18 protein-coding genes and 2 pseudogenes are annotated in these 25,639 nt (G+C 37.1%); 15 read left to right on the top strand and 5 right to left on the bottom strand.

Annotation, left to right across the window (positions count from 1 at the left end):
• Positions 1-85 precede the first annotated feature (85 nt).
• Positions 86-2,485 (bottom strand): glycoside hydrolase family 9 protein, encoded by a 2,400-nt coding sequence (locus ACYQ3L_RS00975; RefSeq protein ID WP_379998378.1) that lies wholly within the window; start codon positions 2,483-2,485, stop codon positions 86-88.
• A gap of 1,286 nt (positions 2,486-3,771) precedes the next feature.
• Here ACYQ3L_RS00975 and ACYQ3L_RS00970 point away from each other — a divergent pair.
• From ACYQ3L_RS00970 to ACYQ3L_RS00905, 14 genes and pseudogenes are all read left to right on the top strand, one after another.
• Positions 3,772-4,272, top strand: a complete 501-nt coding sequence (locus tag ACYQ3L_RS00970) for a hypothetical protein (protein WP_379998380.1) — start codon at positions 3,772-3,774, stop codon at positions 4,270-4,272.
• Positions 4,273-4,329: 57 nt separating this feature from the next.
• Positions 4,330-6,720, top strand: a complete 2,391-nt coding sequence (locus ACYQ3L_RS00965) for a hypothetical protein (protein ID WP_379998382.1) — start codon at positions 4,330-4,332, stop codon at positions 6,718-6,720.
• Positions 6,721-7,289: 569 nt separating this feature from the next.
• Positions 7,290-8,792: a 4Fe-4S dicluster domain-containing protein gene (locus ACYQ3L_RS00960; RefSeq protein WP_379998384.1), complete on the top strand. Its 1,503-nt coding sequence runs from the start codon at positions 7,290-7,292 to the stop codon at positions 8,790-8,792.
• Between the two features lie 14 nt (positions 8,793-8,806).
• Entirely contained in the window at positions 8,807-10,192 is a 1,386-nt protein-coding gene (locus tag ACYQ3L_RS00955; protein ID WP_379998386.1) for an aldo/keto reductase, read from the top strand.
• A gap of 27 nt (positions 10,193-10,219) precedes the next feature.
• Positions 10,220-11,134 (top strand): aldo/keto reductase, encoded by a 915-nt coding sequence (locus ACYQ3L_RS00950; RefSeq protein WP_379998388.1) that lies wholly within the window; start codon positions 10,220-10,222, stop codon positions 11,132-11,134.
• 39 nt (positions 11,135-11,173) lie between these two features.
• Complete coding sequence (locus ACYQ3L_RS00945) at positions 11,174-11,917, top strand: 3-keto-disaccharide hydrolase (RefSeq protein ID WP_379998390.1); 744 nt, start codon at positions 11,174-11,176, stop codon at positions 11,915-11,917.
• Positions 11,918-12,024: 107 nt separating this feature from the next.
• A complete protein-coding gene (locus ACYQ3L_RS00940; RefSeq protein ID WP_379998392.1) occupies positions 12,025-12,153 on the top strand; it encodes a DUF1893 domain-containing protein in 129 nt (42 codons plus the stop codon).
• Positions 12,143-12,355 (top strand): DUF1893 domain-containing protein, encoded by a 213-nt coding sequence (locus tag ACYQ3L_RS00935; RefSeq protein ID WP_379998394.1) that lies wholly within the window; start codon positions 12,143-12,145, stop codon positions 12,353-12,355. The genes ACYQ3L_RS00940 and ACYQ3L_RS00935 overlap by 11 nt, the downstream gene beginning before the upstream one ends.
• A 487-nt stretch (positions 12,356-12,842) precedes the next feature.
• Positions 12,843-13,994: pseudogene (locus ACYQ3L_RS00930) on the top strand (YWFCY domain-containing protein); the annotation flags it as partial.
• A gap of 626 nt (positions 13,995-14,620) precedes the next feature.
• The gene (locus tag ACYQ3L_RS00925; RefSeq protein WP_380002105.1) at positions 14,621-16,435 is read left to right on the top strand and encodes a reverse transcriptase domain-containing protein; all 1,815 of its coding nucleotides are present in this window, start codon (positions 14,621-14,623) and stop codon (positions 16,433-16,435) included.
• A gap of 107 nt (positions 16,436-16,542) precedes the next feature.
• Positions 16,543-17,382: pseudogene (locus ACYQ3L_RS00920) on the top strand (TraM recognition domain-containing protein); the annotation flags it as partial.
• A 237-nt stretch (positions 17,383-17,619) separates the two neighbouring features.
• Complete coding sequence (locus ACYQ3L_RS00915) at positions 17,620-18,291, top strand: hypothetical protein (RefSeq protein WP_380000403.1); 672 nt, start codon at positions 17,620-17,622, stop codon at positions 18,289-18,291.
• Positions 18,288-18,887, top strand: a complete 600-nt coding sequence (locus ACYQ3L_RS00910) for a hypothetical protein (RefSeq protein WP_380000405.1) — start codon at positions 18,288-18,290, stop codon at positions 18,885-18,887. The genes ACYQ3L_RS00915 and ACYQ3L_RS00910 overlap by 4 nt, the downstream gene beginning before the upstream one ends.
• 436 nt (positions 18,888-19,323) lie before the next feature.
• Entirely contained in the window at positions 19,324-19,866 is a 543-nt protein-coding gene (locus ACYQ3L_RS00905; RefSeq protein ID WP_380000408.1) for a hypothetical protein, read from the top strand.
• 99 nt (positions 19,867-19,965) lie between these two features.
• Here the strand turns inward: ACYQ3L_RS00905 and ACYQ3L_RS00900 are convergent, their stop codons facing one another.
• From ACYQ3L_RS00900 to ACYQ3L_RS00885, 4 genes are all read right to left on the bottom strand, one after another.
• Positions 19,966-20,280, bottom strand: a complete 315-nt coding sequence (locus tag ACYQ3L_RS00900) for a hypothetical protein (protein WP_380000410.1) — start codon at positions 20,278-20,280, stop codon at positions 19,966-19,968.
• An 18-nt stretch (positions 20,281-20,298) separates the two neighbouring features.
• Positions 20,299-22,404, bottom strand: a complete 2,106-nt coding sequence (locus ACYQ3L_RS00895) for a type IA DNA topoisomerase (protein ID WP_380000427.1) — start codon at positions 22,402-22,404, stop codon at positions 20,299-20,301.
• A gap of 81 nt (positions 22,405-22,485) precedes the next feature.
• Positions 22,486-22,737 (bottom strand): DUF4099 domain-containing protein, encoded by a 252-nt coding sequence (locus tag ACYQ3L_RS00890; RefSeq protein WP_380000412.1) that lies wholly within the window; start codon positions 22,735-22,737, stop codon positions 22,486-22,488.
• A 32-nt stretch (positions 22,738-22,769) separates the two neighbouring features.
• Complete coding sequence (locus ACYQ3L_RS00885) at positions 22,770-24,464, bottom strand: DUF3945 domain-containing protein (RefSeq protein ID WP_380000414.1); 1,695 nt, start codon at positions 24,462-24,464, stop codon at positions 22,770-22,772.
• A gap of 251 nt (positions 24,465-24,715) precedes the next feature.
• Here ACYQ3L_RS00885 and ACYQ3L_RS00880 point away from each other — a divergent pair, with 251 nt between their 5' ends.
• Positions 24,716-25,624: a helix-turn-helix domain-containing protein gene (locus ACYQ3L_RS00880; protein WP_459952248.1), complete on the top strand. Its 909-nt coding sequence runs from the start codon at positions 24,716-24,718 to the stop codon at positions 25,622-25,624.
• Positions 25,625-25,639: the final 15 nt, after the last annotated feature.

The raw sequence follows: 25,639 nt of genomic DNA, 5'->3' as shown, positions 1-25,639 counted from the left end.
ACTATCATTTAAATAGTAGTCAAGAAGTCATGACCGGAAATGAATCTTTGGCCCTAACAAGTTGTGAATCGCACTTTTTTCTTTCCTATTCCTTAAACAATTCGGCCACCAGCCATAGTACACGGGCGGTAGTATGCGTCCATATTTCTTTGTAGGTGCAATTATTTTGGGTTGGGAAATAGGGTTCGTCATCGTTCTCGAAAGTTTCTATGCCTACAGGTACAGCACCGACAACATCACCGGCATATGCTCCGTAAAGCGGATGGTAGTCGTAACCATCACCGTATATCGTGCTGGCGGCATAGGGATTGAAGCCGATAATGTATTCCAGTTGACGGGTAGCGATATACTTCAGTTCAGTATCATTCAGCAGGCGAGCCAGAATAAAAGCGGCTTTGGCCTTACCCATATGAACTGCATGGAAACCCCTGAACTGGTAGGCTACAGGGAAACGGCGCAGGTAATACGTTTTGGATAGCCTGATACCATTTTTTACCTGCGCATTGTATTCTTCCAGCGAGGGCAAACCTACCTGTTCCCCTTCGTGATAAAGGTTAGAGTAGTCTGTATTGTCCACCTCGTATACTGCGCCTGGCAGGATTCCGTAAGGTGTCATCACTTCGACTATGTCATGCAGGTAGTCCGCGTATGCCTGGCAAGAAGATTTCCACTGTGCAGCATCCTTGTGATTGGGAACATCAGTAAGTAGCATAGACAGTCCCTGTACGGGCAGATGCTCTTTACTCTGATGGTAATAGGCCTGGATACGTTTCTTATCTGCCGTTTCATAGAAGAAGCCATGAAGCGGCATCGTCCAGTCCTTACGGCGTTCCAACTGCTGGCAATTCATTACCGTGCGTGCAAAACCGGCCGCATAATCGATATAAGACTGCTTACCTGTGAGACGATACATATACATGGAAACAGTCATTGCCAGAGCGGATAACTCCATACTATTGTTTACAGGTTGACCGGTATTGATTATATCCATAGCAAACTCAAAATCCTCTACTGCACAATTGCGGCACCAACGGGCAAATACAGGGTCCGATGTATCATAGAATGGGGCAGCCAATGCACAATAGTAGGCGCCCATCAGATTATCCGATGGAGAATTACGGGCAATAGCTTCCATATCATCCTTGTCTCCCCGTATATTTTTCGTATGGATACCTATAATCAGCCCTCCTTGCCGATAACCGTCGCCAAATCGGGTGCGCATCACCCAGTTCAGTCCCCATCGGGCTTCTTCAAGTAAACGTTCGTACAATACCTGATCCTTTCCTTTCACAGCGGCAGCCATTTCCAGCATGGCAATACCACCTTCAGCTGTATTGCCGATACCTTGCGTCATGTCAGCTGCATCGTGCCAACCACCGGCCACGCTGATACTGCGTCCGTCGGGATGCATACAAAGCACGTCCAGATGGCATTCCTGATGGATACCCGGCTGATCGTAGCCGCAACGTTCAGCATAAAAAAAGTTGAGCGTACGCCATGCGGTCGCCAGATAAGCGTCATCGCCGATAGCAAAGGGTTTGGATGTAATATTACCAATAGAAACCGTATATTGTCCACGCTGCTCAAAGTCACTGAAATCCAGCAGTACAAAGCCGTTTTCCATCGCCTTGCCCCTGCTTTCATAGACTACGGCGCCGGTAGCTTCGTCATGAAGCCTGAATGAAACGTCTTTTACATTCTGTACCAATGCCTGCTTGCGTGCGCCGTGCTTATAACCGCTGTGGCTATATGCGATGGCATTCTTACGCAGAGTGAAGCCACGTGTATTTTCAGGTTCTACCTTTTCCAGACGCATATCGTCTATATACAAGCTCATCTGTTCGCTTGCGCCAGCAGGAGCACCTGTCATCATAATATTAACCGAAAGTCCGGTTACCTTGTCACGATACAGATCTGGTATCTCCCATACGATCCGTTGCCATTTGTTTGGATAAACGGTTTCAAAATGCTGTCCTTCAAAACGTCCCGGTACTGGCATTATTTTCACGCCTTCGTTGTAAAGCGTAAATCCGGTAAAAGCAAGGTAAATGCCCGGAGCATCAACGTAAACCCAAACAGAAAAGCGGTTATAATCATGCAGATCTTCATTATCTAGTGGCCGGATAATTTCCGGCATTCCATAATTACGGTTACTTGGATTCTTCACGTCCAACGATACGGGAGTATCCAGACGAATGCTCCCTTTGCCGGAAACGGTCATCTCGCGATCAACCTGTATTGTGCCGGGGCCTTTATGTCTAAGAGACTCGAAATCATCTGCCAGTGGCAGTATCCGCGAAGAAATCACTTCTTTACCATACCAGCGGGTAAGGGCGGCATTGGACGGATCGGCCTTAAATGTAGAACGAAGATTCCGGCTTTCTTCCAGTTGTTTTGCCAATCCCACATCTGGTATATATTGGCATTGTGCGGATACAGTCATAGAGATAAATATGGAAAAAGCGATGAAAATGAATGGACGCATAGTAGATATAGATTTAAGTTCGTAAAAAAGGCTGAAAGCAATGTTTAAAATAGCCTTACATATATAAAACGATTCATAAAGAAATAACCCTAAATAAAATTTTGTTTTTATTTAGGGTTATCATCTTATAGAGAAAGTTCCATTATTTCTGCTTAAACCTGACTTTTTATTTATATCTGTATCTGAAGCTACAATAAGATCTTTAAAATCTCCATTTTCGGCTACTCATCCACCTTTCCGAACATCGAAAAAACTTAATGTTATTTTATAGATAGAGAAACACAGTGCCTATATGTTTAATAAGCTGTGCATAGGTAGATGCATTTCTTTGTCAGTTACTTCTCATGAAGGTTCAGCCAATAGGATGAAAAACCTCATATTTAAAACATCGTTTATAAGCATAAAATTTTAGATTGAATATTGATAATCAGACCTAAGTCCAGTTTTTATGCTGAATGAAAATAGATATCTCTGTATCTATTTAGGTATTTTAAATTCGCATGGTACATTTGTGAAGCAAAGTCCGCATCCTGAGCCGATTTTTTATACTCCCTCCATGTTCTACTGCATACTTTTTTGATTCTTCTCCATACACATGGATACGGCATTTAATCTTGTAGTGTCCGCTTGTAGTGATAGCTCCTACCGGGCATCTTTTGACACATGCTCTGCAAGTTCCTTTTCTACAAAACAGACAGTTATCAGTAATAGATTTTGCATTTCTGCTATCCGGTTCAAGTTTTAATTCTGTTATCACTGATACAAGATTTATTGCCATTCCTATTTTCAGTGATAAAACCATCGTTAAGGCTAAATGTACCGAGACCAGCTAAGTATGAAATATGTCTTTCCGACCAATTTATCACTCCGACTATTTGGGAAGTAGTTCTTTGATGATCGTAAAAAGATTTTCTCTTAAAGAATTTGTTACTGTTTTTTTAAATATTCTAAATATTTAGCGTCTAAAGAATCTCAAGATATTTTCGGATACAGTTTTACACTCTTTATCAATAATTCCTTTTGCATAAGAGAAAACCTAGTCATCAACGATATTGTAATATGGTCTATAAGGCTTCCTGTAGATTGTAATTGGTTGAAATTCAGTGCTGATTTTTAATGAATCAACATGAATTTTCAATAAAAATATTTGTTATTCTTGAATATAACTTTTACTTTTGAATCAAATGCCTTATTAGGTAGAAACAATAATCCAATGTTGATTAAAAGGATTAAATGTTTGAAAATTTCATAAATTAATCTTCTTAAAACTAATAGTTAGAAACACTATGGCTGGTTCAGAACGTAAAAAAAAACTAAAAGGTCTATTTTGGGACTGCTCTCACTTAAAACAACTATCTGACGTTTATAGTACAAGTTTACAGCTTATTTTAAATAGGTTGTGGACTGCATTCCCAGACAATAAAAAAACAAATAAATGTGAGTTTTTTGATTACAATCACTATGAGTTGTTAATTAGTAGTTTTAATCGAAGTTTAAAAGAAAAGAAACAAGAGATTATTGACCTTGGCAAGGACCTGGATAATGCAGCTAGAAAAGAAATGTATAAACAAAAAGAAATTGAAAAAGAAATATCAAATATATTATCAAGAGGCAAAGGATTGCAACAGAAGATAACCAGTAATAAGAAACGAAGAAAAAGAAGAGCAAGAATTAATTCTACATGTAAGCTCTACACTTCTTTATCGAAGTCCATTAAAAAGATGACTGATGGACAAGAATCTGCAACATATCTGTTTACTGAACAGGTAAAAAACTACTTTCTATAAGATAAAAAAATGGCATCTTAATATTTTCCCAATTCAGCTAAAAATAAAAGAAATGTCATGAAACAAAAAAAGAATATTCGAGGGACATTAAAACAGGCGTTATTCACTTCTCCGAATCCGCCTAAAGGTAAAAATGACTTTTTGTACTTACATGATTTCATTTTTCCAAACAAAGAATTGTTTATAAGTTTTTTGGAAGAAGAGAATACAGAACGTCAGATAACGCTTGCTAAAGATATATTATTATGCATTACCTATGATTCTCATTTCTCACCTCCAACTAGATTATTATTTAATATCCTTGATATGGATTCAGGAGATTTACACGAGAAAGTAGATAATTACATAAAAAGGGATCATTTTGTACATTTAGTACATTCTTATATTTTAGGTGTTTATCTCTATTTTTATCATACGCCTATAAATGAGAAAGTTACTAAACTATTTCAATTGAAAAGGAGCAAAAAAAAGATTTTAGATTCTTCAATGAATATTTCAGCGAAGAAAGATGTAATTATTGCTTGGAGATATTTTGTTCTTTATCATGATCTTGCTTATCCCTTTGAATATTATCTAGGGATTGAAAATAACACCGACTCTTTTAAAGATAAACAAAAGAAATATATTAAAGCTTTCGAAAAAATATCAAAGTCACTTGGTAAAGATTTAGTATTTAAAAGCTTGTCAAAAATAATTGCTATCAATAATTTAAATACCGCTCATAATGAAGAATCCTTTGGCCTGTTGGTTAGTAATTATTTAATTGAGGAAATCCAGGAAGAAGCATCTACAGAAATTACAGAAAAGGCTGTTGTTAAAGAAATTGATGGAAAAAATAAAGATATTATTGATGATTTAAGCCCTACTAAGTGGGGTAATGCAAAGAAACTAGCCGGTATTTATGGCTATAAAACATTAAGAAATATTGTCAATATATTTCCTAAAGAAAACATCTGTGCTGTATTGTTTGATTCTAATAATTATCCTTTAGTTTTATATATTCCCACCAATACAGTTTCTTCGAAAAAAGAAGAAGAAATTTTAGATACAGAAAAAGATTCAGCTAATGAGAAAGGCAAGCAAGACAAATCTCATGTTGTGTATCTTACTAAATATTATAAAAAGAGAAACAATAATCCGATGCTGTTGGCTTCTTTTCCTTTTGAAGACTTGCATTACAATAAAAATTATACCATTCAATATTTTTATGCAAATCCATTTGAACAAATAAGCGTTTTCTTTGATTACTTATTTTCAGATATAGAAAAGCGGGACTATCAAGAAGCATTAGAACATTTAGCAAATTTGACAAAATCCAAATTAGAATTAATTACGACTGAAAATGAATTTCAACAATATTGCTTTGAAATATATTTAGTACTGTATAAACTAGCCGGTTATTATAAATATATGGAAGATGATCCTTCAATAAATTCATCTGCGATTGATGGTTTATTACAGGAAATTCAAAATTTGAATAATAATATCCCCGATTTAATATCAAGTGTATTAAACAAATTACTAAAAAACAAACTACCTCAAAAAGAGTATTTTCAGTTTACTGAGAAAGATGCAGATGAAACAGTAAGAGAAATATTTAGTGATGCTTTTGGAGACTATGAAACTATGATCGCAAATATATCTACACATATAAGTGGAGATATTATTGCGAATAATAATCTTGTTGTTGCTATAAGATCAATAAGGGAAAATTTAGGCACTAAGCTTAAATTCGAGATTGATCCAACTTTCTTAATTAAGTATGAGACCAATTCTATAGATACGGAAGCTTTTTTTAGTTCTGTGGAAAAAGATCCATTTTTTTTAGCAATTAACAAAAAAATGAAAGAAGTTGAACTTGGCGACTTTGAACATATTCTGAATAATTATAGGCCTATTCATGGTAAACGAAATGGTAAGTATTATGATCATGGTATATACAGTGCCCTTGTAATGATTGAGATTTTAAATATATATGAGATTATATTGTCTCACAATCAATCAGATATAAACTTACTGCGCTTAAAAAACTTAGCAATCAACACGGATATTAGTCAATGGGATCAAAAGAAGAATTATAAAAGATTTGACATTTTAACAGAATCTTGTTTTGCTATAGCAATACATAATCTTTATCCATCGGAATTAGAAAACAAATACTATAAAACCGATCTTCTTAAATCTCCTTTTGCATATTTTGCTATTCTTACTGATACTTTACAACCTTGGGACAGGAAGTTTTCTGCAAATCAAGCTTATATGGATTTGCCTTATGCGACTACAAGCAATAACTTTAATATCGAGATTATAAGAAACAAAATTAGAATAACTGAAGGGATCCATGAAATAAAACTGGAAAAGAGATTAAATCAATTAAAAAATAGTCTTAATGATTTTCTTAAAAATGCTTCTGATAATATTGACGTAATTCTTTCGGAGATAAATTAAAAAGAAGAAGCGAACCATTATCTTTTATTATATTGGCTTCTTTTTAAAGAAGCCGATTTTTTGAATTCCGGTCTTTTATTTATTCGAATTTTATTGTTAAAAATTACTAGGTTGTTCTAAACTCAAAATTATTACAGTTTAATATTTGCTATTGTTTAAAGATTCAGCACTCTATAAGGATTTCAATGAATTCCTTTGCCACAGGAATAATAAATAGGCATGTGAAGAAGAACTGTTTATATATTCCGGTATTCATTATCCGGAGCCGGATTTCCCGTAGAATTATATGTCAAAGGTTATATAATCAATAAAATATAATAATTTTCCGTAACCTTCCCGTGAGATATTATTTTTTTCGTGTTGGCTGCCTTTTTATTCGTTTTAATAGAAAATGGGCGATAACCAAAATATTCTATTATTAAATTTGAGACATCCAATAAGTGCATCCTCAGACAAAAGATGTATTTATAAGGTAAACCGGTATATGACATATTATAAACCGGTTGTTCAATAATAAACATAACCCTTATCAGGTAACCTTTGTTAAAATATATTCTCGAGATAAAGTTATGCTAAAAAAAATCAGAGTAACAGTTGCCGTATTTTGTTTTGTTTTTATAACCCTGTTGTTTCTGGATTTTACAGGAACACTTCACGGATGGTTCGGATGGCTGGCCAAGGTACAGTTTTTACCGGCATTATTGGCATTGAATGTGGGTATTGTTTTGACACTTGTTTTACTGACCCTGTTTTTCGGACGTGTTTATTGTTCGGTGATTTGTCCGTTAGGAATATTCCAGGATATCATATCATGGGTAGCTGGAAAACGTAAGAAGAACCGTTTCAAATATTCTACGGCTATCTCGTGGTTAAGATACGGGATATTGGCGTTGTTTATTATAGCTATCGCAGCAGGTATCAGCTCAGTCGTTGTCATATTGGAGCCGTATAGTGCATACGGCCGTATTGTTTCCGGCTTATTTGCCCCTTTATATCAATGGGGCAATAATCTTCTCGCTTATTTTTCACAACGGATAGATAGCTATACGTTTTATTCGGTCGATGTCTGGCTGAAAAGTATTACGGCTTTATTCGTTGCCGTAATCACTTTTGCTGTTTTAATTATCCTGGCATGGCGTAACGGGCGGACTTATTGTAATACTGTTTGTCCGGTAGGTACATTCCTGGGTTTTATTTCCAGGTATTCTCTTTTCAGGTTGTCTTTTGTTGAAGATAAATGTAGCGGATGTGGATTATGTGCCCGCAACTGCAAAGCTTCGTGTATAGACGTAAAAAACAGGAATATAGATTCCAGCCGGTGTGTAACTTGCTTTACCTGTATCGAAAAATGTAAATTCGGAGCAATGGAATATGCCCCACAATGGGTAGGAAAGAAAAAAGAATCGATAGTAAAGCCTTTAACCGACTCTACCGAAAAAGGCGGAATGTCACGCCGTAATATCATATCTCTGGTAACAGTGTTTACCGTAACCAATTTCGTAAGAGCCCAGCAGTTGAAAGTAGATGGCGGATTGGCAACCATTGAAGATAAAAAAATACCGGACCGGAAAGCTCCTGTTGTACCTCCGGGCGCATTAAGCGCCAAAAATATGAAGGATCATTGTACAGCTTGCCAGCTTTGTGTATCGGCTTGTCCTAACGGTGTTCTGCGACCGTCAAATAAATTGAATACATTCATGCAGCCCGAAATGTCATATGAAAGAGGATATTGCCGTCCCGAATGTACAGAATGTTCCCAGGTTTGTCCTGCCGGGGCAATAAAACCCGTTACGATTGCCGATAAAACGGGCATATCTATCGGACACGCGCTTTGGATCAGAGATAATTGCGTTGTGAATACGGACAAGGTGCAATGTACCGATTGCGAACGTCACTGTCCGACGAAAGCGATTACTCTGATAGCTCTTGATCCGGACAATAATAAATCATTGAAAATTCCTGTGGTCGATAAAGCGCTTTGCATTGGTTGTGGCGCTTGCGAATACTTATGTCCGGCGCGGCCTTTCAGCGCAATTTATGTAGAAGGAAATGTGAGGCATCATTCGATTTAGACAATAGATTCATTATGAAAAACAAAAATAAAGAAGGAATAAGCCGCCGTGATTTTCTGAAAGCAGGGGGAATAGGAGCCGCTGTTGCAACCGCGACCTTAGTAGGTTGTAAGCCTAAAGATATAGTGTCGGCAGCAGATGGTGCTTCGGGCGAAGTACCGACAGATAAAATGACTTATCGTACCAACCAGATTACGGGGGATGTGGTATCACTCCTGGGTTACGGATGCATGCGCTGGCCACTTCGGAAACGGGCGGACGGGAATGGTGAAGAAGTTGATCAGGATGCCGTGAATGAATTGGTGGATTATGCCATCGCTCACGGGGTCAACTATTTTGATACGGCGCCGGTATACATACGGGGCTGGTCGGAAGCGGCTACGGGTATCGCCCTGAAACGCCATCCCCGCGATAAATTTTTTATTGCCACAAAATCATCCCGGAATAATACATTGGAGAGCGGAATTGCCATGTATCATAATTCGATGCGGGAATTACAGGTAGACTATATTGATTATTACCTGTTACATTCGATAGGAGGAGGCCGCGATGGTATTGAGGAATTCAAGGTACGCTATATATATAACGGATTGCTCGATTTCCTTCTGAAGGAAAGGGCCGAAGGTCGTATCCGTAATTTAGGTTGGTCATTTCACGGAGATGTAAAGGTATATGATTACGCGCTGGCAATGGATATCCGATGGGATTTCGTGCAAATACAGCTAAATTATCAGGATTGGCAGCATGCCGACGGGGTGAGGAACGTGAATGCCGAATACTTATATGGCGAATTGGTAAAACATAATATCCCTGCTATAATTATGGAACCGCTTTTGGGAGGGCGTTTAGCCAGGGTTCCGGCACAAGCGCTTACCCTAATGAAGAATGTACGCCCGGAGGATACCGCGGCACAATGGGCTTTTCGTTATGCGGGAACACCCGAGAATGTGCTGACCGTACTGAGCGGCATGGTCTATATGGAGCATTTACAGGAGAATATTATCACTTACTCGCCTTTAGCGCCAATCACCGAACAGGAAAATAAAGTATTGGAGGAGGCTACGGGAGTACTTATCGACTCGGAATATATTCAATGTACCGAATGTCAGTATTGTATGCCTTGTCCTTACGGACTGGATATTCCGGGTATTTTCGGGCACTATAACCGTTGCGTAAGTTCCGGAAAGATACTGAAGAATTCAAACGATGAAAATTATCGCCGGGCACGGAGGGAATTCCTGGTCGGGTATGACCGCAGTGTGCCGAAACTGAGACAGGCTAATCACTGTATAGAATGTGACCAGTGCCTCCCGAAATGTCCGCAAGGTATAAAAATTACGCAGGAAATGCGTCGTGTCGACCTGTATGCAGAACAACTGAAGCAGAGCATTGAGTTTTGATTTATTAATCATTAAAAATCACATACAATGTATAACACACTAAAAACAATTATTTTAGGAGCATTATTGATATTTCCTTTAGTCTCTTCTGCCCAATCGGAAATGACCGGTGGTGATACGAGTGCTAAAACGGTTCCGTTTATTACACTTAATAACGGTGTAAATATGCCTATTATAGGATTTGGAACATATTCCCTCAATGGTTTAATAGCTGAAAACAGTGTGGCAGAAGCTATTTCTGTCGGTTATCGCCTGATTGATACGGCCATGACGTATGGGAATGAAGAATCGGTAGGAAAAGGGATTAAAAAAAGCGGTATTGATCGTGAAGAGCTTTTTATTACCACAAAGCTTTGGGTGGATGATATGGGATACGAAAAAGTAAAGAAAGGCTTTGAAGCATCCTTGAAGAAATTGGGAGTAGATTATATAGACCTTTATCTTATCCACCGCCCACGCCCTTACGAAGATATAAAAGGTTCGTGGCAAGCAATGGAAGAACTTTATGAGGCAGGAAAAATCAAAGCTATCGGAGTAAGCAATTTCACGACCGAACAACTCGAAGAACTGCTTTCTTATGCGAAGATCAAACCCGTGGTTAATCAAATCGAATGTCATCCATTCTTCCATCAGGCAGAAGAACAGGCATCGTTACAAGAAAAAGGTGTGCAAATGGAAGCCTGGTCGCCTTTGGCTGGAGGGCGTAACGACATTTTTAAGAATCCCGTCCTCTCTGCTATCGGCAAAAAACATAATAAAAGCAGTGCCCAGATAGCCTTGCGGTGGATTATCCAGAGAGGTATAATAACTATTCCCCGGACATCTGAACGGGCGCATATGTTGGAGAACCTGAATATCTTTGATTTTAAGCTGGATGATGACGACTTGAAGCAAATTGCCGGATTGGATTTGAATACCACTCAGTTTCCTGAATGGCATTAAATGTGTTATTAGATAACTTAAAAAATAACTTTTTTCCAGATGAAGAATAAAAATCTTTTTTTTCTGTCATTTTTTGTGTTGCTGTTAACAGCTTGTAATCAGGGACAATCAGTTCCCGGCATTATTAAAAATCACAAGGATAAGGCTCTGTTTACCAAAGTCAATGATGGTACAGCGAAAATGATATCCCTGTTTAATGGTAAAAACTTCGACGGATGGTATATATATACTCCCAAATACGGGATAAATAAGGATGAGGAGAAAGAGTTTAATGTTGTCGACGGGACTATTCACCTTGCAGGCGAACCAATGGGTTACTTCTGCACAAACAACTCGTACAAAAATTATTATTTGTGTGTAGTTTTTCGTTGGGGAGAAAAAAAATATCCGCCCCGCCTTGAGGACGCGCGTGACAGTGGAATATTGTACCACTTTCCAACAGATGCGGAAGACAAATTGTGGCCGACATCCATAGAATGTCAGATACAGGAGAATGATTGTGGCGATTACTGGTGTGTGGGCGGAAGCAATGCCGATTCACCCAATACAAGCAAAATGGAGGGAACACAGAAGCGTATTATCAAAACAGAAAATTTCGAAAATCCGAATCCTGAGTGGAATACAATAGAAATTATTTGTTATGATGACAAATCGGAACATTATGTAAATGGGCATTTAGTCAATCATGCCTATAACCTGAGTACAACTGAGGGTAAAATTCTTTTCCAGTTGGAAGGGGCTGAAATATATTACAAAACAATAGAATTACTTCCATTAAAATAAAGCAAGGAATATTATATGAATAGTATTCTTGAATTATTACATACAGGAGGATACTCTTGTGTGATATCAAATAGAGATGAAATCTGCACTTTTATAAAGCAGGGGTAATGGATTTGTATGAGTTGATTGAAAGCGACTTCCTGTTTCTGGATGGTGCCTCTATTGCCGATAAAGTAGTAGGTAAAGGGGCAGAGGCACTTCTGGCACTTAGTAGAGTAAACGGAAGTGATCAGTGAACCGGCAATTATATTGCTGAAAAACAGAGGTATTGAAGTTAAATATTGCAAAATCATCCCTTTTATTGAGAACCGTGATAAATCAGGTATTTGGCCATTGGAAAATCTTTGTAGCCGTACTGATTCTTTTGTTGAACTCTTTCATTTGATAGAAGATTTTATAATAAAGATTCAGAATTATATTTTGAACCTATTGTTATAACCAGATATCTTTATTATCAAGGTTATTGAAATACTATATATATAGTATAAAAATTTAATATTTATTTTAATAATTAGAAATAAGGAGAGAATGATGATTAAAAACCATAAATTAATTATTTTAATGAATGAGAAGTTATTACATATATGCCATATTTGTAAGCCTTGTATAAGTTGAAATTAAATTTAAATAATACTGAACAATTGTTATTTTATTTAAGTGCGATTATTTTCTATAAAAAATATTCTTGAATTTATTGCATAACAAGAACGACTCTTGATGTTGCAAAGATTATTAATATAGAATGCTTATTTCTCTTTATATCTTATTTGCAATATGGAATGCCAAATGTGTAAGATGTTATAAATCCGGTAGACAAATTACGACAAATTACGACAAAATACGACAAATTACGACACAAGAATCCTTCAATTAATATACCTCTTTTTTTTACGGAATAATTATTCAATAAACGAAATCATAGATTATGCAGAATGAAGATGATTTAAGGGGGCTTGCTAAAGTAATGGAATTTATGCGGGCTCTTAGTATATTATTTGTAGTGATAAATATTTATTGGTTCTGTTACGAGTGTATTGTTAAATGGGGTATTAATATTGGTGTAGTTGACCGAATCCTGTTAAATTTCCAACGAACAGCAGGATTGTTTTCCAATATTCTTTGGACAAAACTATTCAGTGTTGTTTTTCTGGCTCTGTCGTGCTTAGGTACCAAAGGGGTGAAAAACGAAAAAATAACATGGAACCAAATCTATGTATGTTTATTTTTCGGTTTTATCCTCTTTTTTCTGAATTGGTGGATTTTAAGCCTTCCATTACCTCTTTCAGCTAATGCAGCATTGTATATTTTTACATTATCTCTTGGCTTTATATTGCTTCTAATAGCCGGTTTATGGATTAGCCGTTTGTTGAAAAATAACCTGATGGAAGATGTTTTCAATACAGAAAATGAATCATTTATGCAGGAGACACGGCTAATGGAGAATGAATATTCAGTAAACCTTCCTACCCAATTTTATTATCAAAAGAAGTGGAACGATGGCTGGATCAACGTTGTAAATCCTTTCCGGGCAACTATCGTATTAGGAACCCCCGGCTCAGGAAAATCATACGCCGTAGTCAATAATTATATAAAACAACATATCAAGAAGGGATTTTCGATGTATATCTATGATTATAAATTTGATGACTTGAGTATTATAGCCTATAATACACTTATCAACAATATGGATTGTTACAGTATAAAGCCTCAGTTCTTTGTTATCAACTTCGATAATCCGCGTAAGTCACACCGTTGTAATCCCATTAATCCTGAATTTATGACAGACATTTCTGATGCCTATGAGGCCGCATATACTATTATGCTGAATTTGAACCGCACCTGGATACAAAAACAAGGGGATTTCTTTGTCGAATCCCCTATCATATTATTGGCCTCTATCATCTGGTATTTAAAAATCTATGAAGGAGGTAAATACTGTACATTTCCGCATGCAATAGAGTTTTTAAATAAACAGTATGCCGATATCTTTACCATATTAACTTCATATCCGGAACTCGAAAATTATCTCAGCCCCTTTATGGATGCATGGCAGGGAGGTGCTCAAGATCAGCTTCAAGTGCGCCCGTAAGGGTACTCAATAAATATCTCTTTGGCAAGAGATTAGGTTCGCGTTCTTTGAAAAAATAACCTATCATCACCCGGCTTATCCGTCAACGAAAGACGACGGGGAGTGTAGCATGCTCGGGAACGCCACAAGTGGACAAACTACCCTGTCTCGACTGAGTGGCTAGATGAAACGATAGATATGAGGATAAAGTCTGTATTGATTGAACGATAGTCTGAGCGGTCAGATGGTTAGGCTTTGACGTAAGGTAGTTATACGATTTCAAAAGAATCGAAACCCGTCATATCGTGGTACTCAAGCTCACCTTGCAGGGGCTTTGAGCAAAAGAACTTACTACGACGCAACTACATACATAGTAAAGGACGAAAGTCGTATCCGACAATCTATCTGCCAAACTAATCTGAATTTCAGATTATGTTATTGTGTACCTAAACGGGGATTACCTAAATCGGAAAGCCAGTTGTAAGGCTATGGGGTCTGCCCCTGAATATCCGACATGGTAACAGAGCCTCCGTAGTAGTCTGAGCAAGGGAAAGCCTTGTACACGCAGGTAAAACTGCACGGCGAAGGGGGGCAGTTAATTCAGTTTAATATGATTAAAGGAAATTGTGAGAGACATGAGAAATCCGGAAAAAGTATTAAACAGTCTAACCGAACACAGCAGCGACTTGACTTACAAGTTTGAAAGGCTGTACAGGATTCTGTTTAACGAGGAAATGTATTATCTTGCCTATGAGCGCATTTATGCTAAACCAGGCAACATGACCAAAGGTGTCGATGGGAAAACCATTGACGGCTTTAGTATATCCAAAGTTAAACAGTTGATTGATACGTTAAAAGATGAAACGTATCATCCTTATCCTTCCAAAAGGACATATATTCCAAAGAAAAATGGAAAGAAACGTCCTTTGGGCATTCCTGCATTTTATGATAAACTTCTGCAAGAGGCAATCAGACTTATTCTGGAAGCAATTTATGAAGGTAGTTTTGAGAAATCTTCTCACGGGTTCAGACCTAAGAAGAGTTGCCATACTGCTCTAAAAAGCATTCAGAATTCGTGTAATGGTACAAGGTGGTTTATCGAGGGCGACATTAAAGGATTCTTCGATAATATTAATCACGAAATACTGATTAGTATGCTGAAAGAGCGCATAGCAGATGATAGGTTCATAAGACTTATCCGTAAATTCCTTAATGCCGGATATATCGAGGATTGGGTATTTCGCAAATCGTATAGTGGAACTCCGCAAGGTGGAATTATCAGCCCAATTTTGGCTAATATCTATCTAGACAAGTTTGACAAATACATGAAAGAATATATCCTTAGATTTGATAAGGGAACAAGGAGAAAAGAAAATCCTATTGCCAAAAGACTTGGACATCAGAAAGCAAAGCTGAAAAAGAAACTCGAAAATGTAAACGATGAAACACAAAGAAAACAGCTTAATGAGCAAATACGAGAAATAATAAAAGAACGCCTGAAATATCCTGCTGGTGATGAAATGGATAGCAATATCAAACGTCTGAAATATGTGAGATATGCAGATGATTTTCTAATAAGCGTTATTGGAAGTAAAGAAGACTGTAAACAAATTAAAGATGATATCAAAAATTATTTGTATAATGTCTTAAAGTTGGAACTGTCGGACGAAAAGACACTGATAACCAATGCACAGAAATCAGCTAAATTTCTTGGATACGACATCTTTGTACGCAATTCCAATGATACCCATAGGGATAAGAACGGGCATCTAGTCAGAAGCTACGATCACAAGATCGTTCTTTATGTAACAACCGAAGTGATGCGAAACAAACTATTAGCCTATAACGCAGTGAAAATCACTAAGAAAAATGGCACGGAGTTTTGGAAGCCCACAGGACGTAGCTATATGAGAAATCTGGATGATCTGGAAATCATTAGCCAGTATAATTCGGAAATCATAGGCTTCTACAATTATTACTCAATCGCAAATAATAGCTGTATTATCGACTCCTTCTATAATATCATGGAGTACAGCATGTATAAAACGTATGCAGGCAAATACCGTACTTCCAAGAAAAAGATAATAGCAAAATACAAAAAGAAAGGTGTATTTGCTATTCCTTACACCAATAAGAGGGGGCACACTTTTTATCGAGAATTTTACGACAAAGGTTTCAAACGTAACGAAACACCTGATGTGAATCTAAATGACAGTCTTCCTAACACGATTGCTATAACAGGAGGTCGAAATGGACTTATAACGAGGCTGCAAGCCGGAGTTTGTGAACTTTGCGGTTCGACCGACGAACTCGAAATGCACCACGTCCGTAAACTCAAAGACCTGAAAGGCAAATCCGAATGGGAAGTTAAGATGATTGCTCGTAAACGAAAAACGTTAGCAGTATGTATAAAATGCCATCACAAGATACACGCAGGTACATTAGACTGAATGAATTAATGGAGAGCCGTATACGCAGGAATGTGTACGTACGGTTCGGAGGCGAGTGCTTGGAAACCTACCACCGTGAAAAGTGGCAAGGCGCCGGGTGCTTAGCCTATGGCCAGATTGCAAGTGCAAAAATTCCTCTTTCGAGAATGATTTCGCCACAACTTTATTGGGTTATGACGGGTGATGACTTCTCACTTGATATCAATAACCCGAATGAACCTAAAATCCTTTGTGTCGGGAACAATCCGGATCGGCAGAATATCTACTCCGCAGCTTTGGGTTTATATAATTCCCGTATTGTAAAACTCATTAATAAAAAGGGGCAATTGAAGTCCTCGGTTATTATAGATGAATTACCAACTATCTATTTCAGAGGTTTGGATAACCTGATTGCTACGGCCAGAAGCAATAAAGTTGCCGTGTGCCTGGGTTTCCAGGATTATTCCCAGCTAATCAGAGATTATGGCGATAAAGAAGCCAAAGTGATCCAGAATACCGTTGGAAATATATTCTCCGGTCAGGTAGTAGGGGATACGGCTAAAAACTTGTCGGAAAGGTTTGGAAAAGTATTGCAAAAACGTCAATCGATGTCAATCAGCAGACAGGATATATCTACTTCTATCAATACACAGCTCGATTCATTGATTCCTGCATCAAAGATTTCCAACCTTACACAGGGGATGTTTGTCGGCTCTGTTTCGGATAATTTCGATGAACGGATTGATCAGAAAATCTTTCATGCACAGATAATTATCGATAATGATACTGTAAAGTCAGAAACCAGCAGGTATATTCCAATTCCTCAAATTGTAAACTTTGTAGATGCAAATGGCGTAGACCGGATGCAGGAACAAATTGATATGAACTATAAACGGGTGAAGATTGAAGTAAATCAAATTATTATTGACGAGTTTGAAAATCGGAACTTAAAAAAAGAAACAAAATAAACCCATATAATTTATTTGTGGCATCTGTATAAATGATGCAGCTTTTTTTATCGACATTGAAAAAACTTCAAATAATATAATCTATATAGATGTTCTATATTTTCTAAAAATTAAATGAGTATTAAATATAATAATATATATATAGTATTATAAAAAATATTATTAGATTTGACACGTTCTATTGTTAAACCTGAAATAAATACTAACACCACAAATATAAACCTAAGAAAGATTATTATGAAGAAATGTATTTTATTTATTTCATTCCTTTTCATGTTCTTTTCCACAGTGTATTTATCAGCACAGAATTCCGGAAGGCTGGTTTCGAGAAAAGTAAGCAGTAATATTACTACGGAAAATGAAAATTATAAGAATTTTCGCTTTACTGTTGGCGGAGGCTATGCTTACTGGCTTGGAGAGAATTTGGATGCCGGAAACCAAGCTGTCAAAGATTTTACCTCCGATTTAAGACATGGCTATAATTTGGACATTGAAACCCAATATTATTTTCATGAATTCATTGGGATCGGGTTAAATGGAAGTTTCACCAGATACAGTAGTGACGATATGAAGAATATAAATATGAGAGAAACGGATAAAATGTTTTTCCTTGGGGCAACATGTAACGGCCGTTACATAAATAATAAATGGGGTTTCTATTCTGGTTTGGGTTTTGGCCCTATATTTTATTCGGGAGATGCAGAAATAAGTGGGAGCTATGCAAAAATAGAGAAAACGGTGTTTGGTATTAATGCTAATATTGCCTGTGAATACCGCCTGAGCGAAAACGTCGGCACAGGCCTGAAATTGTCTGTTACCGCAGGTTCATTTGAGATGTACGGTGTAACGGACAGGATGAGTGTTTCAAGTTTAATGGTTACAGGATTTCTAAGCTTTAGAACAAAATGAAAAAATTACTATTCCTTTTATTTATTCTTCTGTCTGCAAATACGTTTGCGCAGGAGACGGAACCAATGCAGACAGAAGATATACTGGCTAAACCAGGCAAAGGTAAATGCATGGTATATATTGCCAGGCGTGAAACGGCGGCTTTATTGGTAAAATTCAGTATTTATGACGGTGATATATTTCTGGGAAAACTGGGATTAAAAAAATATTTTGCCTATGAGTGTGATCCCGGAGAACATGTATTTATAGCCAAAGGAGAAAATACATTTTATGTAGATGCAAACCTGGAGGAAGGTAAAACATACGTTATGGATTTAAAAATAAAGGTCGGAATAATCTCAGCCCGTGTAAGCCTTAATCCTATAGATCAGTCCAACAAGAAATTCGAAAAAGAGAAGAAAAAAATCCTAGAATTTATTAGTAAAAAGAAAGGTGAATTACTTTCAGAAGGAGAAGAAGCTGAAAGCGAAGAGAGTGATGGCGACCAGAATGTTGAGCATGACTCAACAATGAGTAAACGATTGAAGAAGTTCTATGAGATGAAAGAGAAAGGGAAGAAGATTACGACTATAACCCCCGATATGTATTTTAATTAAGGATCTGATTATTATTTATCAATCAACAGTAACCGTGAGAATATATTCTTGCGGTTTTTTTTATACTTTAATCAGGATAAAAGAAAGGGTATCTTATAAGTCTACAAACATATTGCCTATATATCTTTGATATAAGTGATTAGAATAAATCTTTTCCGTCCACTATATAATGCGTGGAATTATTTAAGTTTCTTATTATATGTAGATTTATTAAAAATGACTTTATATACTTGAGATATTGAAAAATAACTTATAAAATAATTTTAAGCTGTAATTGAGTCCGGAACCTGATAAATTCATTGACTAACTTGGAGGCCATTAAAGAAAATAAACAATGAAGTTTCGATAAATAAAATGCTATACATATAGTATGTATTAAATATAAATTATCTATTTTTATACCCAAAATACTAAGTTATCCCTTAAAAATATATTTATGAAAAAGCTGCTATTTATTTTTATTATTGTTTCTATTTTTTCATGTTCACAAAAAAATGAATATGAAAAATTAATCCGTGAGTATGCTCAAACTAATAAACAAGGTGTTTTTACCGACTGCCAGTTCGAATCAATCGAAATAAAAGAATTACCACCGATAACTGTTTCTGATAGCATTAATTTCTTAAAAAATACCTTTGAAGACGATAATAAGGCATATATAAAGAGGCAGGAGACACTCCTAAAAATGTCTTTGGAATACATGGAAATAGAGAAAAAGGCAAGATTCAAATCACAGGTCATTATTGACGGATTTATGAATACGATTGATCAATTAAACAATAGTATAGATTCTGTAAAACAATTGAATTTTAAAAGCCGTTATGATGGATTAAACGTGGATAAGGTACTGTTACAACCTGTGGAATGTCGTTATTCATATGTTTTCCCTGCAGGTAACCCAAGGCAGGAACGCACAGATATCTTTTATTTTCTTCCGGATTTAAGTAAAATTACCGGACAGAAACAAATAAGGAAATAATATATGTATTAAAGAAAGAGAGGTGTCCGTCACGGATGCCTCTCTTTTGAATTCAAAATTCCAAAAATATGCGAATATATAGAAGAACTGCGGTCAATACTAACCTATATACTTTAAAAAGATACTCACCCAAGATTCTCCCCCGGATCTACTTACATATCTTTGTTGTACTTCAAATTTATAACAGGCTCCTTTATGTTCAGGATAGAATTCCTCAAGAAATGGGATAAGATACTTTATATCTTCATCTATTAATGCATCGTGAATATCCAATTCAAGACAAACTATATCTCCTTTTAGTGGAATTTCACAAAAATAGATTTGGCTACAATCATCGTTTGCATTCGGGAAAATCTTCCCGTTTTTATCAAGGAATATTGCCATGACCTTATTTCTTAAACTGATATCTTTCATAAGATGGGAAATTGACAGTTATTTTTTAATCCGATTTTCTTTATCGGGAAAAGAGAAATGAAAATTACCGATACTGTCGAATTTAATATAAGCATCGAAAGCTTTCCCGTTTTTACCATTGAACCCTTTAATCAGAGGCGATTTTCCTGTTCTAAAGAGTTCCTTTAGCTGATTATCGGTTAGTTTTTTCCCGCAAAGCTCACGGTAAAGGGTCAGGTTACATTTAGAATAGTTGCATTTGATTACTTTGTTATAAAATGTAACTTTACCCAGCCTGCATCTTGGACAAACATAAGGAGTTTCGTTTTTTGTATTCTCAGCTTTTATAACACTGGTAATTTCATCTACGACCTGTTTGGTATATATCAATATCCCGCCCATAAAAGAGTTATAATAATCAGGTGTTACCTCAATTTTAGCAAGCCCGCTTTCCCAACCTCCGGTCATCTCTACGTCTGCAATGCGCATCAGTTTTATTGCTTTATAAAGGTCCAACCCCTTTTTTGTAGGAATTATATTTTTATTATCTCTTTCTGTATATCCTCTATCCATCAAAGTTTCAATAATGGAAGCCCTGGTTGCCGGCGTACCGATGCCTACATCTTTGATTGCTTTTCGGGCTTCTTCATCTTCAATATCTTTACCGCAAGCTTCCATAGCTCCCAGCAAGCTTGAGTCATTATACAAGGCTTTCGGTTTAGTCTTCTTTTCAACTAAATTATGTCCCAGAATTTGCAGATAATCACCTTCTTTAATCGAAGACAAGTCTATAATGTTTCCGGATTCATCCCTGTTATCCGGATCAGCCCCAAAAAGATTGGTCCAACCTTTGTCTTCTATTGATGTTTGTTTGATATGGAATTTGATATCGTCACAAGCAAGCCCGATGTCCACAATTGATTTTTTACAAACACCGGCAAACGCCTCAAGCATCCTTTGGGCAATCAACCCGTATATTTTCTTTTCGTCCTCAATCAGTTTAGCCGGTTTATTTTCCGTAATTATCAGTGCATGATGGTCTGTGATCTTCTTGTCATCCACTGTATTCATATTGAGCTTTGTTTTCATTGCAGATAATAACTTTGCCTGATTTTTATAATCCGGGTGTTCTTTAAGGGAATCAATCAGTTCCGGGATTTTTTCAAATATATCTTTGGGGATATACCTGCTCCCGGTACGGGGGTAAGAGATCAATTTTGCCTCGTAAAGTTTTTGTGCAATATTAAGGGTTGTATCAGCTGTCATTGAAAAGCATTTATTAGCTTCTTTCTGCAGGCTGGTCAGATCATGCAATAAGGGCGGTTGTTGGTTATTTGTTTTCTTTTCGATCCGTTCTACTTTGACCGTGGAATAGGTTTTCAGAAATTGGTATATACTTTCGGCATCCTCCTTTTTTAGGTAGTGTGAAGTCGTATTGATATATAGAGGAGACTCGCCAATCTGGACATTGATAACCGGTTGCCAGTAAGGTTCCGGTTTAAAGTTTAGGACTTCGAGATAACGTTTGCAAATGATGGCTAAAGTCGGAGTCTGCACCCTTCCCAGAGAATTATTACCATCCCCGGAACAAATGCATAAAGCTCTGCTGGCATTGATACCCATCAGCCAATCCGCTTTACTCCTTGCTTCAGCTGAAAGGTATATACTATCGTAACATGTGCCGTCTTTGAGATGGCGAAATCCTTCCTTAATGGCATTATCAGTCAGTGAACTTATCCATAAACGAGAGAATGGCTTCTTACATTTCAGATAATTGTAGATATATCTGAATATAAGTTCTCCTTCCCGACCAGCATCAGTGGCTACAATTATACGATCACATCCGGAGAAAACCGATTTAATAACGTCCAATTGTTTTTTTGCAGTACCATCGGTTTGGTAACCTTTTTTTGTTTTTGTTTTCCGGGGGATCAATTTAAAAGGTTCGGGTAATATTGGCAAGCTGTTCAGGTTATAACTGTCTATCCCATAATCTTCGGGATATGCGAGTGTTATCAAGTGCCCGAACGCCCATGTGAGCATATATCCATTACCTTGCATGTATCCGTTCTTCTTTTCAGTTATATTTAAAACCCGTGCAATATCTTGTCCTACACTGGGTTTTTCGGTAATAATCGCTATCATATAAACAATGAGATTTAAAGGATTCTCCATATACAATATGGAGAATCCGGTTAATGAACTAAATAATAAATGATTATAGTCTTATTCGGGAGAGATACCCCTGACTTCAACGATATATAGATCGTCTTGCGGGATCAGTTGCAAGGTGGCATCCAGGTCGATATTTATCCCGTTTAACATCAGATGAAGGTTTATCGAGCCTGTTTTTTCACCATTTAATAACGATTCCAACTCGCCTTTTTTTTCAAGGTCATCCTTATAGATACCTATCGCTTCCAGTTCATTCCAGTTTACTGTCTCTTCTGGAAATACCAATGGTTTCTTTTTGTGCATATCGCATATAAATTATTAGGAGTGTTCAGGAACTAACTAATCTTTGAGGATTTCGATTTCTTCACATCCTTAGCCGCTGTTTGCTGAGCTTTAGTATCAGCCGAATCCCCATTGATTGTTGTTTTCTTGGCTTTGTCGGGATTTTCCCGGAAGAAATTAAGCAGTCCTGTATCCTTATTGATCCTGACGAAGGTAGGTACAAATGACCCGTCAGTTCCTTTCGCCCCTTTGATTTCCACCACTTTTCCATCCTGAATTTCGGCTTTCATCTTTGCAGTCACTTTCACACCGGATATTTCTTTCGGGATTTCAACTTTTACATCTTCACTGAAACCATCAGGAGTCCTGCTGCGTTGTATATCACCTGTTGCAGGATGCAGCCGGACAAAGCTGTCATAAGTCTCACCATTAGCTCTTACCTGGTCTTTCAGGAAAATCGATTTTCCTTCACTAAGGTCATTACGGTCTTCATTAGTTAATAATACCTGCCCAACATATCGAGGTATGATAATCTCCCGACTTTCGGCAGGAGAATCCGGGTTGAAATTGGAAAACTGTAATTTCCCAGTTTCCAGATCTGTGGCCTTTACATAAGAATCGCGTAATTCTCCGGTTTGCTTATTGACCATACCTTCGACAAGAATCGTTTTTCCTTCTTTCAGGTCAGTTTTTTGCTGGTCATTTAGTTCCACTCCTCCAATTTTCTTGATATTGGATAAGCCTTCCTCGAAGCGATATGTAACCCTCCTTTCATTAGCATCTACCCGAAGATAGGCATCAAACTCTTTTCCGGCTTTCGAGACCATTCCCTCAACAAAAATCTCTTTCCCGTTTCTCAAATCCTCTTTCTCATGATCCATAAGTTTAACGTTATTGGCATCATCCGGAATAAATACACCTTTAGCCCTGACAGAGCTGATTTCTTTGGTCAGGGGATCAATACTGATAAAAGAAGGGTGTAGTTGATTATTGCGGTCATATAGATCGACAACGCGCCCTAAGTGGCCAGTTTCCCGTAAATTGTTTTTATCTTCTTCGGTAAAAACGTGTCCAAAGTATGGCCTGTCCAGTTCCGGCTCTTTTTTTACCCCATGTATTCTTAAGGAAACAGAACCATCCTGTTCCTGGCGCAATGATAATTTAGCATCGGTAGTTACATGGGCTCCTCCCTGTGATATGGATATAGGAATCAGTTGATTTGTTTTCCGGCCTTGCAGCATTTGATCCAACAAACCTTTTTGCTCCAGGTATTCTTTTGTGATACCTAAATCTTTTAATTGATCGAAGTTGATCTGTGAAGGCATAAACCGGTATTTTCTGTCGGTGTTGTTTTCAGGAATTGTATCCTGCTTGTTTTGATCTTTTTCCATAGATTCTTTTTTTTGATTATTATTAAATTGATTATATAGCCCTTGCAGGCCGTTTTTTAATAATTCGAATGTTTTGAACGGTATTTTATATATTGCAAACTGTGTCGGATCACGAGCCTGGCTGTAGAAATTCTTAACAGTAGTCAGCAGGATATCTGAAGGGTCGGAATTATGTCCGATCTTCAGGAACTCATTTTCTCTTTCCTTGATAGGGGGGACAGTCTTAACCCCCTTTTTTTTATCAGCATCTTTTACGACTTCGATGCTTTTGTTCTTTTTGTCAGCCACAACTAAAACCTGGCTATCTTCCGGTTGTTGTGTTTTTTTTGCCGATTCATTCTTTATTTCTTTTGCCATACATTATACTTTAAAAATTAATTTATCACATGTAATCCGAATCAAATATAAAAGTGATTTTCGGGTAAATTGCTGTTAGTTAATGTATTGTCGTAAATTGTCGCATTCTGTCGTAATTTGTCGTATTTGAGGTGTGTGTGTTTTCTGTCTTTTCCTGAAATAAGTTGTCAAAAAATAATGTAAACTATAAGTTTTACAAAAAGGAGGATCGTGGTTTCTATAAGAAAGAAAAATCTATTATATTTACAGATATGGAAATATTTGAAAACATTAATGATTTTTATGCAAGGCAGCAAAAAGATCCTTCATTCCAAAACAAGGGAATCCCTCCGGAATATGGACACTTCAATGTCTTTGAACGAAAATATTGCACAAGTAATTCAGGTTACAGTAGACGCGATTTTTACAAAGTATCCCTGATTATAGGGGATGGAAAGTTATTCTATGCCGATAAATGGATCTTAATAGACCGTCCTGCACTGCTATTCTCCAATCCATTGATTCCCTATGCATGGGAAGCAGTAAGTGAACTGCAAGAAGGATATTATTGCCTGTTCACCGAGGACTTTATACAATCCTCAGAGCGCAACCGGAGCCTTGCAGACTCTCCGTTATTTAGAATCGGAGATAATAAAATATTTTTTCTGGATGAGAAAAAAATTGATGAAATAGCTGCTATATATCGCAAAATGATCGAGGAGATCAACTCCGAATACATTCATAAATATGATATCCTACGGAATTATCTTCACCTGATCATCCATGAAGCGATGAAGATGCAAGTCCCTAATAATAATGCCTTTCAGGGCAGTGCATCGGAGCGGATATCAAGTTTATTTATGGAACTTCTGGAAAGACAGTTTCCGGTGGATATACCCGAGCATACACTTAGCATGCGATCAGCAAACGATTTTGCCCGTCAGCTATCGGTGCATGTTAACCATCTGAACCGTACAGTCAAGGAAATCACCGGAAAAACAACCTCGGAACACATTTCCGAGAGAATCATAAAAGAGGCCTATGCCCTTTTAAACCACACGGATATGACAGTCTCTGAAATCGCCTTTGGACTCGGGTTCGAACATCCCAGCTATTTCAATAATTTCTTTAAGAAGAACACCGGTATTTCTCCGGGTTCAGTGCGTAATCACACAAAATAATTTTATCTGCATTGT

The organism is Dysgonomonas termitidis (genome assembly GCF_054657735.1).
The sequence above is the reverse complement of the archived record's forward strand: the minus strand, read 5'-3'. Positions and strand labels throughout refer to the sequence as shown.